This window comes from Hymenobacter terrigena (assembly GCF_054776515.1).
This window is the reverse complement of record NZ_BAAHBU010000004.1, coordinates 28,970-43,654: the sequence shown is the minus strand read 5'-3', so window position 1 is coordinate 43,654 and position 14,685 is coordinate 28,970. Positions and strand designations below refer to the sequence as shown.

Genomic DNA, 14,685 nt, shown 5'->3' with positions numbered 1-14,685 from the left:
ATAATTGCGTCTCGTCGTCCGTAGCATCCGCGCCATTACCGTTCATCGACGAGACGCAATTATGCGTCTTTACGGCATAGCAGGCTGTTCCAATAGCTCGTTCTGCCACAGCAGCTGCTCGTTGCGGATAGGGTAGGGGACCTTATTTCGAATGGCCTGGAACACGGCCTCAAATAGCCCCATGTAGTCGCCGGGCACGGCTGGGTCGGGCGTGGTGGTGAGGGTGCCGTCCGGCGCGGCCAGAGTGAGGCGGCCTTCCTGACCGGGCTTTTCATGGCCGTATTCGGGGGCCAGGGGCGAGATGCCTTGCAGTAATTGGGCTTCCTGGCCATCGGTGCGGCCTTTCTGGTAGCTGCCCTGGGTGCCGTGCAGCACGTAGGCCGGCACCGGGTCGGCGATGAGCAGGCCCGAGCTGACCCACACATTCAGGCCGGCCGGGTAGCGCAGGTGCAGCGAGAAAAAGTCGTCGACCTGCGTGCCAGGGCGGTAGCTGCCCAGGGTTTTTTGCGCACTGAGGGGCTTCCCAAACAGGCTTATGGCCTGGTCGATGATGTGCGGGCCGAGGTCGTAGAGCAGGCCCGCGCCGGGGCCGGGTTCCTCCTTGAATTTCTTGAAATGCAGCGCCGGCTTGTACCGGTCGTAGCGAATGTGTACTTCGAAGAGCTGGCCCAACTGGCCGCTTTCCACCACCCGGCGCACGGCCTGGAAGTCGCTGTCCCAGCGGCGGTTCTGGTAGGCCAGCAGGTGACGGTCTTGCTGCTTTGCCAGCTCCTGCAATTCCCGGAGCTGGGCGACGGACGTGGCCACGGGCTTCTCCAATAAGACGTGCTTGCCCGCGCGCAGGGCCTGGCTGGCCAGGTCGAAGTGGGTGTTGCTGGGCGTGTTTACTACCACCAGCTCGATGGTAGGGTCGGCCAGCACCTCGGCTACGCTGGGGTAGCTGCGAATGCCGGGATAGTCGTGGTGCATGCGCTGCTCGGTGCGCTCGGCCACGCCGTAGAGCTCGAAGCCGGGGTGGGCCGCCAGAAACGGGGCCTGAAAAAGCTTGCCCGACATGCCGTAGGCCAGCAAAGCGGTGCGAATAGGGGAGGCGGAAGTCATGCGTCAAATGTAAAACCCGATGGGCTAGCGCGAAGAAAAGGAAGAGGACACTGACGGGAAAAAACGTGATAATCAATAGGCAAAGCACGTTAAGCCCGGCCGTTGGCAAATTGCTTTTTTGATTGTGCCTAACTTGTACCGGGTTTTTATGTGCTACGCCGGGCACTATCCTTCGGGCCAGGCGTTTGCGTTGAAAAACTACCCGTTGAGTTGCAGCGTGTGGCTGGGCGGCCCGCCGTAGCCCAAAGCCGGTCCACCGGGGCATTGTTATTGAACTAACTGACTTTATGAAGCAAGCAATTGGTGTTTTTACCGCGTGGCTGGGGCTTTGGCTGGGTGCTGCCGCGCCGGCGCTGGCGCAAACCAAACCGGCCGCGCCCGCCGGCGCGGTTCCGGCGGCTGCGCCGCGCTACCAGGCCGGCAAGCTTTCGACCGACCCCGCGCAGTACATCAACGACGTGCAGGGCATGATGGCCAGCACCAACAACGCGGCGGCCCGCGTGACGGCCGCCCGTCTGAAAGAATTGTGGGCCTCCAACAGCCTCACCAGCTCGCAGCAGGCCCGCATCGTGGCGCTGTCGCAAACCATGCTGGCCAAGAAATTCAAACCCCGGCCGCACTTCGAGATGCTGTTTGCCAGCATCGTGAACGGGAAAAACCTGGCCAAGCTCAACGACCAGCAGATGGACCAGTACCTCGACGTGCTGAACCAGACCCTGGATAAGGAAGCCCCGCAGGAAACCGAGAAATTCCTCGTCAGCACCAACCGCTTCCTCACCGGCGGCTACCTCTACCGCTCGGGCTACAACACGCTGCGCGCCGTGGGCGGCACCGTTTCGTTCGCTTACTCGCCCATCGCGGCGCCCGAGTCGAACCTGGAATTTGGCGCGCCTACGCCCACTCCCAAGGAAGAGCCGCTGCCCGCCGCGCCCAAGCCGGCCGCCAAAAAGCCGGCGGCGGCCAAGCCCGTTGCGAAAGCCGCCGCTAAGCCTGCGCCCAAGAAAAAATCGAGCAGCGGCTGGGACACGGCCGATATGTGGTCGTCGCCTTCGGGCGGGGGCTGGGGCGATGACGACGGCTGGGGCGCGCCCGTAAAAAAAGCGCCCGCCAAGAAAGCCACCGCTGCGGCCAAGCCCGCCACCAAAGCCACTCCGGCCACGGCCGCCGCCAAGCCCGCTGCTGCCGCAACCACGCCCGCTTCCTCTGATTTTGATGCGCCGGCCCCGTCGTTCACGCCTTCGGCGGTGTACGATGCCTATGCGCCGCCGCCCGCCCGGGGCGCGGTAATCGTGGTGAAGGATGCCGACCTGTTTATGGCTACCGGCGGCGACTCGGTGTTTATAAAAAAGGTGAGCGGCACCGCCGTGCCCAATTCCAACCGCTTTATTGCCACGGGTGGGCAGTTTGTGTGGTCCATCAAAACCAACCTGGTGACGGCCGAGCTGGCGGGCTTCGACTTCGACATGACCAAGCCCGAGTTCACGGCCCAGCCCGTGACCCTGACTTACCCCGCCGTGCTGGAAGCGCCCGTGAAAGGCGCCCTCAGCTACAAGAGCGTGCGGCGTAAGCCCGGCGCGCCCGATACCGGCTACCCGCGCTTTATCTCGCTCACCAACGATGCCCGCATCAAAAACCTGGGCGAGAATATTCAGTACCGAGGCGGTATTTCAATGGCCGGTGGCAAGGTGCTCAGCGCAGCCCTCGACGGCTCGCTGGCCAATCTCACGGTGAGCCTCGACGGCAAGCCCAAGTTCAAGGCGGCCTCGCGGGCCTACGTGCTCGGCGACTCGGTGATTACGGCCAGCCGGGCCGCTGTCACCATTTACGAAGGGGCCAAAGACTCACTCACGCATCCCGGCGCGCAGCTCAAGTACCTGAAAGGCAAGCAGCAGCTCAAGCTTTCGCGCGAGGAAGGCCTGTACAAAAACACGCCCTACAGCGACTCCTACCACCAGATGGACATCCGCACGGAGGCCCTGACCTGGAACCTGCGCCAGCCCACCATCGACTTCGCGGTGCTGTCGTCGAAAAACCAGAGCTCGGCCGATTTCGAGAGCAAGGAGTTTTTCACCAACAACCGCTACCAGCAGCTCAAAAGCATCAACCGGCTGCACCCGCTGCAGATGCTGGTGGGCTATAGCCAGGCCCACGGCGACGTAAAAACCATCAACGTAAGCGAGCTGGCCGACAACCTGAAAACCTCGGTGCCCAACATGCGCTCCGACATGGCCGGCCTGGCCCGCGACGGCTACGTGGCCTGGAATTCCCAGACCGGCGACGTGACCATCCTGCCCAAGGGCGCGCACTACGTGGCCTCGGCCCGCGACAAAAAGGACTACGACCACATCGCTATCAAGTCGCTGTCGGGCTCGGGCCGCAATGCCACGCTCAACCTGAACACCAACGAGCTGCTGGTGCGCGGCGTGGAGCGCTTCAACTTTTCCGACGACTCGGCCACGGTATACGTGAAGCCGGACAGCGCCATTATCCGCATCGGCAAGAACCGGAACATCAATTTCGGTGGCGCGGTAGTAGCCTCGGCCATGCGCTTCAAGGGGCGCGATTTTAAGTTTGATTACGACGGTTTTTACGTCGATATGGCCAAGATTGACTCCATCGTCATTCGAAGCGAGGCCAAGAATGCGAAGGGCAAGCCCACCGGTAAGCACGCCGACTTTGCCCTCACCAACAAGGGCAAATTCTCCACCGGCCGCCTTTACCTGAACGACCCCAAAAACAAATCGGGCCGCAAAAAGAAGGGCCAGTACCCATCCTTTGACTCCAAGAGTGGGGCCAACGTGTACTTCGGCAAGCAGGACGTACTGGGCGGGGCCTACGACTCGACGCTGGTGTTCGACATCCCGCCGTTCAAGCTCGATTCGCTCAACGGCATCGGCAAGTCGGCATCGGGGTTCGATGGCACGTTCCGCAGCGGCGGTATTATCCCCGACATCAAAACCAAGCTCACCGTGCAGGAAGACGGCTCACTGGGCTTCGTGTACGACGTGCCGAAAGACGGTTTCCCGCTCTACAAGGGCCGGGGCCGCGTGTTTAACAAGGTGAAGATGGACGGCAAGGGCCTGCAGGCCAACGGCACCATCACGTACCAGACCGGCACGTTTACCTCCGACCAGTTCGTACTTTACCGCGACTCGGTGGTGACCGTGGGCAAGACCGGGGCCATTGCTGCCAAGAAGGCCGAGGGCGTCGACATTCCGAAAATGAGCCTGCCGCCCGGCTACCTCATGAACTGGAACGTGCGTCAGGACTCGATGTACCTCACCACGCCACGCTCGGGCGAGGCCATACGGCTGTACTCGGCTGCGGCCGACCCCAAGAGCAAAACGCCCACTGCCGGCGGCTACAGTTTCAAGGGCACAGCCCTGCTCACGCCGCACAATGCCGGCGGCAACGGCCGTCTGGATGGTCCACAGTCGTTCATTAAGTCACCGGAGTTCACGTTTAAATCGGACAGCTACTCGGGCAAAAAAGCCACCCTCAGCGTCAAATCGGGCGAAACCAACAAGCCGGCCCTCACAGCCAACGACGTGGCCTTCGACTACGACCTGAAGCGCGGCTTTGCCGATTTCAAGCGCGAAGAAGGCAGCAAGGCTAGTATCGACCTGCCCTACTCGAAATTCAAAACCACGCTCAGCGGCGGGCACTGGGACTTCAAGAAGAAGCTGGTGCAGTTGCGCGTGGCGCCCGGCGCCGACTCCACCAAGTCGTCGTTCTACTCCACCAACCCCGAGCAGCAGGGCCTGAAATTCAAGGCTTCCTCCGGGGTATACGACTTGGCCAAGTACCAGATGAAAGTGGGCGGCGTGCCCCACATTGCCGCCGCCGATGCTTGGGTAATCCCCGATTCGGGCAAAGTGAACATTCTGGCCAACGGCCGCCTGCAGCGTTTCAAAAACGCGGGCATTGAGCTCGATTCGCTGGCTAAGTTCCACAAGCTTTACAAGGGCAGCATCGAAGTATTGTCGAAAGTGGCTTTCACCGGCAATGCGCTCTACAGCTTCAAAACGGCCCGCGATTCGGTGGCCCTGCGCTTCACCAACTTCGAGCCTGACCCCAATGCCGTGCTGGCCAGCACCGGCAAAGGCAGCAAGGGCCTGCTGGGCCGCAAAAAAGCCGACGACAACGCCGACGCGCCTGCCGGCCCGGCTACCGTGGCCAGCGCCAACGTGGAGGCCAACGCCAAGTTCAAGCTCACGCCACGCATCGGCTACCGGGGCGCGGTGCAGTTGAACTCGCAGCGGCGCGGCTTCGTGTTTGATGGGCAGGTGCAGCTGCAGTTCGGCAAGGACCGGGCTTCGGCCGAGTGGATTCCGGTGAAGGATTCCATTGACCCGAAAAACTTTAGCCTCAACCTGAAAGACATCAAGGCTGAGGACGGTAGCCCGCTCGTGACCGGCCTGTTCATGTCGGACCAGAGCAACAAAGTGTACCCGCTCTACGCCTCCACGGTGCCCAATACCACCGACGTGCCCATCTTTAAAGTGGATGGCAAGCTGCGCTACGACGACCGCAAGGGCCAGTACAGCATCTCGCGCAACGACCCCACCGACGTAAACGCCTACGAGGGTGCGTCGCTCACCTACGCCGACTCCACCAACACGCTCAGCTTCCGCGGGCCGATGTCCTTCATCAATTCCAGCAAGGACTACAAGATGATGGGCAGCGGCGTGGGCACGGCCAACCCCGACAGCTCCCGCTACACCATCGACGCGCTGCTGGGCATCGACATCAACATGCCGCAAAAAGCCATTGATGCGATGGGCGCGGAGATTGCCAAAATCACCAAAAACTCGCCCGAGGCCCAGGACGGCTCCACCAACGAGCTCTACAAAATCGGTCAGTTCATCGGCGACAAAGGCGTAGAAGCCTACACCATGCGCAAAGGCACCGCCGACCCGCTCATGAAGCTCTCGCCCAAATTCATGCACACGCTGCTGCTGAGCAAGGTGAACCTGCGCTGGAACGAGAAAAAGCGCGCCTGGTACTCGGTGGGCCAGATTGGCATCGCCGGCGTGGGCAAGCAGCCGCTGAATGCGCTGATTGACGGCCTGATTGAAATCCGCCGCGAAAACGGCACCGACCTCGTCGAGATTTACCTGGAGCCCGAGCCCCAGAGCTGGTATTACCTGCGCTACGCCAACAACCTGCTGCTGGCCAAGTCGCAGAACGAAACCTTCGATTCCGAAGTGGGCGGCAAGGCCAAAGGCGACTACCAGACGGCCACCAGCTACGGCGCCTTCCTGGGCGATTACTCCGATGTGGATGCCTTCCGCTCGCACTTCCAGCGCGATTTCCTGGGCAAGAGCGGCAAGCTGGCCGCGCGCCCATCGGCTCCGCCGCCTGCCGAGAAGTTTGATACCGTAGACGACAAGAAGAAGAAGAAAAAGGGCAAGAACGACGATGCTTTCGGCGAGGCTGATGCCAATGCTAACCCCGGCAGTGCCCCCGCCGAGGCTGCCGCTGAGCCGGTTTCCAAGAAGAAGAAAAAAGCCAAGGACAATGACCCCTTCGGCGATGGCGTGATGGAGGAGCCGGTGGCTGCCCCCGCGAAAAAGGAAAAAGCCAAAGAGAAAACGGCCGATGCTCCGGCTGCGGCCGCACCTTCTGCCACAACGCCCGCCGCTACTACACCTGCTGCCACCACCACCCCGGCGGCTGGTGCTGCCCCGGCCGCAACTACTCCGCCCGCCACCCCGGCCGCCGATGCAACTCCTAACCCCGCCGACGCTAAAAAAGAAGCCGACCGCCAAGCCAAGGAAGCTGAAAAGCTGAAAAAGGAAGAGGAGAAAGCGAAAAAAGAGGAGGAGAAAAAGAAGAAGGAGGAAGAGAAGCAGAAAAAGAAAAAAGAGGACGACCCCTTCGGCGACAGCTAGGGCCTTTTCGAAGTAGCGTGGACTCGCAGAGTCCACGCTACTTTTATGTCCATGAACTTCCTCTACATTGCCCTGGCGCTCCTGGCCGCCTATCTGCTCGGTTCCATTCCCACAGCGCTGTGGGTGGGGCGGCGCTTCTTTAATCTGGCCGATATCCGCGAGCACGGCTCGGGCAATGCGGGCGCCACCAATACCTTCCGCGTGCTCGGCCCCAAGGCTGGGTCTTTCGTGTTGCTCATTGATGCCCTCAAGGGCTTCGTGGCGGCTTATTTTCTGCCACAGTGGCTGGTGGCGCAGGGTGCCATCGCGCCCGAGCACGAGCTGTACTACCGACTGGCCTGCGGTGCGCTGGCCGTGGTGGGGCACATATACCCGGTGTTTGCGCAGTTCCGGGGCGGCAAGGGCGTGGCCACCATCCTAGGCATGATGCTGGGCGTGGCCCCAGCCACGGTGGGCGTGTGTATGCTGGTGTTTATTGTGATGCTGCTGCTGTTCCGCTACGTGAGCCTGGCCAGCATGACGGCGGGCGTCAGCTTCGCGTTGCTGCAACTGCTGCCCCAGTTCCGGCCAGCGCAGCCGTTTCTGGTGTACGTGGGGTTCTTATTGGCGGCCCTGCTCATCTACACCCACCGGGCTAACATCGGCCGGCTCAGGAGCGGCACCGAGAGCCGCGTGCCGCTGCCGTGGGCGAAGTAGAATTGATGCTACCAATGCCTATTTAAAACTTCCTATTCCTAGGAGTTTCTTATGCCACTGCTGCGGTCAGGTTCATGATGGTCGGCCTGATATTGGAATTAACGCCCCATCAGCCCCTGGCAACCGGTATTCACAAACGGAAAGCCCCGTCTGCAGCAAAGCAGGCGGGGCTTTTTACGCCGTAACAGGGCGTGGTAACTGCTTATTCCTTCACCAGACGGACGGCCTTCTGAAAGGCCGGCCCCGTGATGCGGACCAGGTAGATGCCGGCGGGCAGGGCGGCCACCGGCAGCGTGTGCACCTGCCCGGCGGCCAGCTGCTGGGTGAGCAGCGTTTGGCCGGTGGCGGCCAACACGCTCACGGTGTACTGGCCGGCCGGCAGGGCCAGCAGGTCGAGCCGGGCATCCTGCGAAGTGGGGTTGGGAGTGAGCACGGCCGTGGCGGCGGCATCGGCGGCAAAACGCACCGACCGCACCGGCGAGAACGACTGGGTGCCGTCGATGTCTACCTGGCGCAGGCGGTAGTAGAGCTGCTGGCCAAAACGGCTGCTTTGGGCATCGGTGGTCTGGTAGCTCTGCGGCTGGTTGCGGGTGCCTTCCCCAGCCACCAGGGCCACCGTGGCGAAACGTTGGCCGTCGGCCGAGCGCTCCACTTCGAAATGGTCGTTGTTTTCTTCCTGGGCCGTGCGCCACGTCAGCTGCACATCGTTGCCCACGGCCTGGGCTTCAAAGGCCGTCAGCACCACGGGCAGGGGGCCGCTGTAGGTGATGGTTTGCGTGCCCACGCGCTGCGAGCAGCCCGGCGTGGTGGTGGCCACCACGGCATACGTCGTGCTGGTGGCCTGCGTCGGCACGGGGCCGGTGGGCAGGTTCAGGTTGCCGTTCGTGCCGTTCTGGGGCGCGCCCACGTTGGCATTGGGCGTCGCGCTGATGTTGACCAGCTGGTACGATACGCCCGTTTGCGAGCTCTGCACGATGATGTTGGTGCCGGGGCGGGCGGCCTGGTAGGTGGCAATGTTTGCGTTCTGGGCCGACACGGTCCGGGCCAGCGGCAGCGGGTTTACCGTGAGCGAGAACGCCGGGGACGTAGTGGAGCAGTTCACGGCCCCAATCGAAAAGGCGTTCAGCTTGATGGGGAACGTGCCGTCGGTGCCGAATACTTCGGTGACGAGGGCCAGCGAGCTGGTGCCGGTGCCAGTGGCCAAGCGCGACAGGCCGGTGGGCAGGTCGGAGCCCGTGGCGGCGTTTTGCAGCGAGTACACGATGCCGGGCTCCACGTTTGGAACGGTGAACGTGGCCACGTTATTCACGCAAATAGGAGCCGCCGAGATGGTTTTGCTGGCCAGCGTGGCGCAGCCCACCTGCACGGCCGTGGAGAGGGCGCTGGGCAACTTGTTGGTTTCGGTGGCGGTGGCCGTGAGCAGACCGCCGGCGTAGAGCGTCGGGTAGACCGTGTTGGAGCCCGTACCGCTGCCGTCGCTCAGGCCCGTGAGGGTCCAGGTGCCGCCGGCCTGTACCGTGGTGGTGCCAATGGGAAAGCCGCCATCGATGTACACCGTAATGACGCTGCCCACGGCCGCGCCCGAAGTGCCCGATACCGAAGTGTCCTTCTCGTTGTAGCTGCCGCTAATGACGGGCGCGCTCGTGGTGCGGTCGAGCACCGGCACCACGTTGGAAAAGCCGCTGGTGCCGTAGTCCACCGGGGTCACGGTGGCCTTCACGCTGGTGTTCACCGCCCGGGCCGGCACGGTCACGGTCCAGGTGCCGTTGGCTTGTACGGTGGTGGTATACGTGGCCGTGGCGGTGCCCGTGCCGTCCGTAGTCAAGTAAGTAGTGAGGGTGATGGTGGAGCCGGGGGCTTCCACCGAGGTGCCGGTTACGCTGGTGGCACCGGTGCTCAGCGGGGCGTTTACCACGGGCGGGGTCACGGTACGGGGGACCACCACGTTCAGCGTCACATTCCCCGACGCGCACGACGCGCCGTTCATGGTGGCGTTCAGCGTGAGCACGCGGCCGGCGGTGAGCGTGGGCAGCGCCGTGCCCGAAAAAGTGAAGTTGCCCCCGGTGGCCGTAACGCTGCCAAAGCGGCTGCCATCCACAAACAGCGTGACGATGGCCCCGGAAGTGGCCGTGCCCACCAGGCTGGTGGTGCTGGGCGTGATGGGCCGGGCCGTGGTAACCACCGGCGTAGCCGCCGCCGTTACCGCGCCCACGCACACCGTCGTGGCCGACGACTCGCAGCTCGTGCCGCTGGCTACTTGCGTCACCAGGTAGGTGCCGAGCAGGGAGTTGGACTGGCCGTTGTTGCAGTCGGTGAGGTTGCCGCCGCCGGTGGTGAAGTAGAAGTTGCCGCTGCTGTTGGCCGTCACGGGGTTGGTCGTGACTTGCTTGTTGCCGCCGAAAGGCACCAAGTCTCCGTTGGGGTAGCGCAGGTACACCGTGGCCCCGGGGGCCGCAGTGCCGTAAACGCCACGGTCGCTGGAGCAGGTGACGGCCGGGGCCGCCGTGGCGCAGGCCGGGGTATTGCCCACCCGCACATCGCTGGAAAATGCCGAAGCCGACTTGCTGGGGGCCTTGGCCGTGGCTTTCACCAAATCGCCGGTAGCCAGCGCGGGCACGCCCGTCAGGGTCCAGGTGCCGTCGGCCTGCACCGTGGCCGTAGTGCCCAGGGCGTTGCCGTTCACATACACGGTAATGGCCGTGCCGCCCGCCTCGGTGGAGGTGCCGCTAACCGCGGTGGCACCCTGCAGCAGCGGCGATTTCACCACCGGCGGGGCCGTGCGGGCGGGCAGGCTGGTGCCCGGCGTGTTGGGCACGCCAGTGCCGCTGGTGGGCGTGGCGCCGCCAATGAGCTGAATGAAGGCCAGGTCGGCGGTGGGGTAGGAGGCGTCGTTCACGCCGGAGATGTCGGAGATGTTCTGGTAGTGCGTCACGCTGTGCGGCGCAATGATGGTATTGGCCACCATGCGCAGCGGCGTGCTGAGCGAGAACTGAGCGGCCGTGCCGCCCCCGTTGAAGAACGTGCGCGGTCCAAAGGCATTCTGAATGGTGGCCAGCGGAATGTAAAAGTCATAAAAAACGTCCAGGTCGCCGTTGTTGCGGGTCACCGCCACGGACTTTTGGGCGTAGCTCGCGTAGGGCAGCTCCAGCAGGGAGTTGTCGGGGCCCGGGCCGGTGGGGCTGGCCGTGCCATCGAGGTTGTACAGTCGCACGCCGAAGTTGGAGGCCAGCAGAATTTCCATTTCGAAGCCGGGGTTGCCGGCCACGGCGTTGGGGTCGGCCTCGGGGCCACTGAAGCCAAACTTGTTGTCGGTATCGATGGCAATGCTGTAGCCCTTGGAGTTGGGAGCCGCGCCGCCCAGCCGGAAGCGGAACATATAGTTGCCCTTGGCATCCACAAAAAAGCCGACCGAGCCGCCGCCGCCCGGTACGTCGGCGAAGTCAGTGAACTTGTTGCTGGGGCCCACGCGCAGGTCGGCGTTGGGCTCGTTGGTGACGGCTTGCGGCAGGTAGCGGTAGGGAATCTCGCTTTCGTTGCCGACGTCGCCGTCGGCTACTGTAAATCCCTTACCCGAGGATGATACGTAGCCGTCGTTGTCGGGGTCAAGTACCGCGCTGCCCGGCGTGCCCGCCGTGGCGGGCTTAAAAATGAGGCCCGGCGTAGGCGTTTGGGCCCACGCGCCGGGTGCAAACAGCCCGGTGCTGAACAGAAGTAAGCCCAAGAGCACGAGCAGCGGTTGCTGCCGAAGCCTTGAGAAGCGAATTTGATGGGTGTGGAAATGTAGTGTTTTTTGCATGAAAAGGAGGGTGATAAGTAAGAATGTAGAAACTGCGCGAAAAGGCCGCTGACGTTGGTCGGTGCTACTCGCTAGTACTGACCCAAAAAGGGAATAAGATTTTGATAATTAAGCCAATGGTTGTTTCCACCTTAAAGCTTATATGAACGTTTCACTTAATTGGGTAAAAAACAGCAACAGCCAAATCATACAAATTTAGACTGACCTAAATAAGTACAGTTTTATTCTCGTTAAATGCATTGATTGGCACGGTGAAATAGGGTGTTTGCTCGTTGAAAATTAATTTTAGTAAGATGAATAGCTGCATATGTGCTAGGCTGTTAGGTAGTTATATGGCTTTCGTGCGGTAACCAGATATAAGCCAGCTGTTGTAGGTCCGTTTGGGAAAACAGCAACTACCTTTAAGGGATGCGCTTTCTGATAATCCTGCTGCTAATGGGGCCGTTGGCATGCTGGCCGGCCGCCGCGCAGCGCTACAATGCGCCGCTGGCCACCCCGCCCGCCGGCTTTGCCTGGCAGGCGCTGCCCGATGGCAAGGCCGCCGCGCTGCTGCCCGCTGGCTGGTACTACCGCGCCGAAGGCCAGAAGGGCGCGCCCACCTACTACCTCACCCAGGAGCAAATCGGCGAAAGCGGCGAGTTTCAGACCGGGCTTTCGCTGCAAATAGTGCGCAAGGCCACGGCCCATACCAAGCGCTCCGCCAGTGAGTACGCCGAGCTGTTGATGATGCGCACCGGTTTCAGCCGGGGCCAGCAGGTGCTGGAAAAGGCCGCTGCTACCGAAGGCATTTGGCACAAGTGGACGGTGCGCTACCGCGACGCCCCGCCCGATGCCGACCCGCGCATCGTGTACCAGCTGGCCTTGGCCAACGCCAAAACCGACACGCTCTACCTGCTCACCTTCGAAAGCCCCGAGAAAGACTGGGCCGCAGCCTGGGCGCTGGGCGAGGTAATGGTGCGGGAATTGGTGCTGGATGCCCGGCAATAGTTGCCAGCCCGCTACTTTTACCGCCGCATTCCCAACCCCATCCCAAACTTCGCTCCGCATGGCCAATTACCTCGCCGATAACCAAACCCGCTTCCTCGATGAGCTGATGGACTGGCTCCGCATCCCGTCCGTGTCGGCCGACCCTAAGTTCCATGCCGACGTGCTTAAGGCCGCCGACTACCTCAAAACCCGCCTCGAAGAAGCCGGCGTGCAAAACGTGGAAATCTGCCCCACGGCCGGCAACCCCATTGTGTACGGCGAATACCTCGCGGCCGGGCCCGGGGCCAAAACCGTGCTGGTGTACGGCCACTACGACGTGCAGCCCGCCGACCCTTACGAGCTGTGGACCTCGCCGCCCTTTGAACCCGTCATCAAGGACGAGAAAATCTACGCCCGTGGCGCCTGCGACGACAAAGGCCAGGTGTATATGCACGTCAAAGCCTTCGAGATGATGATGCGCGACGGCCAGGGCGGCGTGCCCTGCAACATCAAATTTATGTTTGAGGGCGAGGAGGAAATCGGCTCCAATAACCTCGAAATCTTCGTGAAGGCCAACAAGCAGAAGCTGAAAGCCGACGTCATTCTCATCTCCGATACCGGCATCCTGGCCAACGACGTGCCCAGCATTGAAGTGGGCCTGCGCGGCCTGAGCTACCACGAAGTAACCGTGACCGGCCCCAACCGCGACCTGCACTCCGGTCTCTACGGCGGCGCCGTGCAAAACCCCATCAACGCCCTGTGCGAGATGATTGCCAGCCTGCACGACGCCAACGGCCACATCACCATCCCCGGCTTCTACGACAACGTGGACGAGCTGAGCGCCGACGAACGCGCCGAAATGGCCAAAGCCCCGTTCTCGGAAGAAGAATTCAAAAAGAGCATTGGCCTGCCCGACAGCTACGGCGAGAAAGGCTACAGCAGCATGGAGCGCACGAGCATCCGGCCCACGCTGGACGTGAACGGCATCTGGGGCGGCTACACCGGCGAGGGCGCCAAAACCGTCATTGCCTCGCAGGCTCACGCCAAAATCTCGATGCGCCTCGTGCCCCACCAGACTTCGGCCGAAATCACCGAGAAATTCAAGCGTCACTTCGAAAGCATCGCGCCCCAGGGCGTGACGGTGGAAGTGCGCCCTCACCACGGCGGCGAGCCCGTAGTGACGCCCACCAACTCGGTGGCATATAAAGCTGCGGCCGATGCCATGGAAACCACCTTTGGCAAGCGCCCGGTGCCCACGCGCGGCGGCGGCTCCATCCCCATCGTGGCCATGTTCAAGTCGGAACTGGGGTTGGATACCGTCCTGCTCGGCTTCGGGCTCGACTCGGACGCCATCCACTCGCCCAATGAGCATTTCGGCGTTTTCAATTTCCTGAAAGGCATCGAAACCATCCCGCACTTCTACCGCAACTACGCGGCAGCCAAGTAGCAGCTGGCAAGTTGAATAATTATCAAAAAAGCCCGGCTTCCATCGTGAAGGCCGGGCTTTTTTGTGGAGGCGCTGCTGCTCAGCGCCCGCCGAAAGAATACGTGAGGTACAGCTGAAACGCGCTGTTGCGGATGCGGCTCTGGTAGGTGGTATTGCCCAGCGTGACGGCCTGACGGTAGTTGGTGAACGCACCGTTGTAGCGCAGCCCAATGCCCGGTCCGGTTTTGCGCTGGTAGCCCAAGCCAGCCAGGTAGCCTAGGTCGAGAGTATTGAAGTTGGAGCGGGTGAGAGTGGTTGAGGAACTGTTATACTTGTCCTGGGCCGCCAGCAGAAAGCCTACCTGCGGACCCGCTTCAAAGAATAGCCCGTCGGCATTGACGTGGAAGGCCAGCGGCACATCCAGGTAATGCAAGCGCCGGGTAACATCGCCCCCCGCGAGAGCAGGCGACTTGGCCCCTTTTTGCGAGTACAGCAGTTCGGGCTGAAAGGCAAACATATCCGTGATGCCAATATTGGCAAATATGCCGCCGTGAAAGCCAAAAATGTCCTTATAGCCTAAGTCATTGGCATCGGCCCCCACAAAGTTGGAGTAAGTAGCGCCCGCCTTCAAACCCAGCGAAACGTTCTGGGCCTGCGCCGCGCCCGTGAGCCCGGCCAGCAGCGCGAGGGTAAAAAGAGTCTTTTTCATAAGCGAAGTAGATGGATGAGGCCGCAAAGCTACGGGCAGGCGGCCAGCCGGCCCGGTAGCCCGCGCACCGTCCGTAACGCAAAAGCCCGGTTTCCAT

At 62.1% G+C, this 14,685-nt stretch carries 7 protein-coding genes; 4 read left to right on the top strand and 3 right to left on the bottom strand.

What is annotated here, in order from left to right; genetic code table 11:
* Nucleotides 1–69: 69 nt before the first annotated feature.
* Nucleotides 70–1,101 carry an oxidoreductase gene (locus ACYU7Q_RS16795; RefSeq protein ID WP_460610599.1) on the bottom strand — a complete coding sequence of 344 codons (1,032 nt, stop codon included), beginning with the start codon at nt 1,099–1,101 and terminating at the stop codon, nt 70–72.
* Between the two features lie 287 nt (nt 1,102–1,388).
* Between ACYU7Q_RS16795 and ACYU7Q_RS16790 the strand changes: the two genes are divergently transcribed.
* A complete protein-coding gene (locus ACYU7Q_RS16790; protein ID WP_460610598.1) occupies nt 1,389–6,995 on the top strand; it encodes a hypothetical protein in 5,607 nt (1,868 codons plus the stop codon).
* A gap of 51 nt (nt 6,996–7,046) precedes the next feature.
* Nucleotides 7,047–7,691 (top strand): glycerol-3-phosphate acyltransferase, encoded by a 645-nt coding sequence (gene plsY / locus ACYU7Q_RS16785; protein WP_460610597.1) that lies wholly within the window; start codon nt 7,047–7,049, stop codon nt 7,689–7,691.
* Between the two features lie 202 nt (nt 7,692–7,893).
* Here plsY and ACYU7Q_RS16780 read toward each other — a convergent pair whose 3' ends face one another.
* Nucleotides 7,894–11,412, bottom strand: a complete 3,519-nt coding sequence (locus ACYU7Q_RS16780) for a T9SS type A sorting domain-containing protein (protein ID WP_460610596.1) — start codon at nt 11,410–11,412, stop codon at nt 7,894–7,896.
* A gap of 483 nt (nt 11,413–11,895) precedes the next feature.
* On the opposite strand from ACYU7Q_RS16780, the gene ACYU7Q_RS16775 reads away from it, so the two are divergent.
* Both ACYU7Q_RS16775 and ACYU7Q_RS16770 read left to right on the top strand, forming a co-directional pair.
* Nucleotides 11,896–12,474, top strand: a complete 579-nt coding sequence (locus ACYU7Q_RS16775) for a hypothetical protein (RefSeq protein WP_460610595.1) — start codon at nt 11,896–11,898, stop codon at nt 12,472–12,474.
* A gap of 58 nt (nt 12,475–12,532) precedes the next feature.
* A complete protein-coding gene (locus ACYU7Q_RS16770) occupies nt 12,533–13,900 on the top strand; it encodes a M20 family dipeptidase (protein ID WP_460610594.1) in 1,368 nt (455 codons plus the stop codon).
* A gap of 79 nt (nt 13,901–13,979) precedes the next feature.
* On the opposite strand, the gene ACYU7Q_RS16765 is transcribed toward ACYU7Q_RS16770, so the two are convergent.
* A complete protein-coding gene (locus tag ACYU7Q_RS16765; protein ID WP_460610593.1) occupies nt 13,980–14,588 on the bottom strand; it encodes a porin family protein in 609 nt (202 codons plus the stop codon).
* Nucleotides 14,589–14,685: the final 97 nt, after the last annotated feature.

Coding starts and splice junctions, on each gene's coding strand:
- ACYU7Q_RS16795 (WP_460610599.1), bottom strand. CDS start 1,101: ATGACTTCCGCCTCCCCTATTCGCACCGCTTTGCTGGCCTACGGCATG.
- ACYU7Q_RS16790 (WP_460610598.1), top strand. CDS start 1,389: ATGAAGCAAGCAATTGGTGTTTTTACCGCGTGGCTGGGGCTTTGGCTG.
- plsY (WP_460610597.1), top strand. CDS start 7,047: ATGAACTTCCTCTACATTGCCCTGGCGCTCCTGGCCGCCTATCTGCTC.
- ACYU7Q_RS16775 (WP_460610595.1), top strand. CDS start 11,896: ATGCGCTTTCTGATAATCCTGCTGCTAATGGGGCCGTTGGCATGCTGG.
- ACYU7Q_RS16770 (WP_460610594.1), top strand. CDS start 12,533: ATGGCCAATTACCTCGCCGATAACCAAACCCGCTTCCTCGATGAGCTG.
- ACYU7Q_RS16765 (WP_460610593.1), bottom strand. CDS start 14,588: ATGAAAAAGACTCTTTTTACCCTCGCGCTGCTGGCCGGGCTCACGGGC.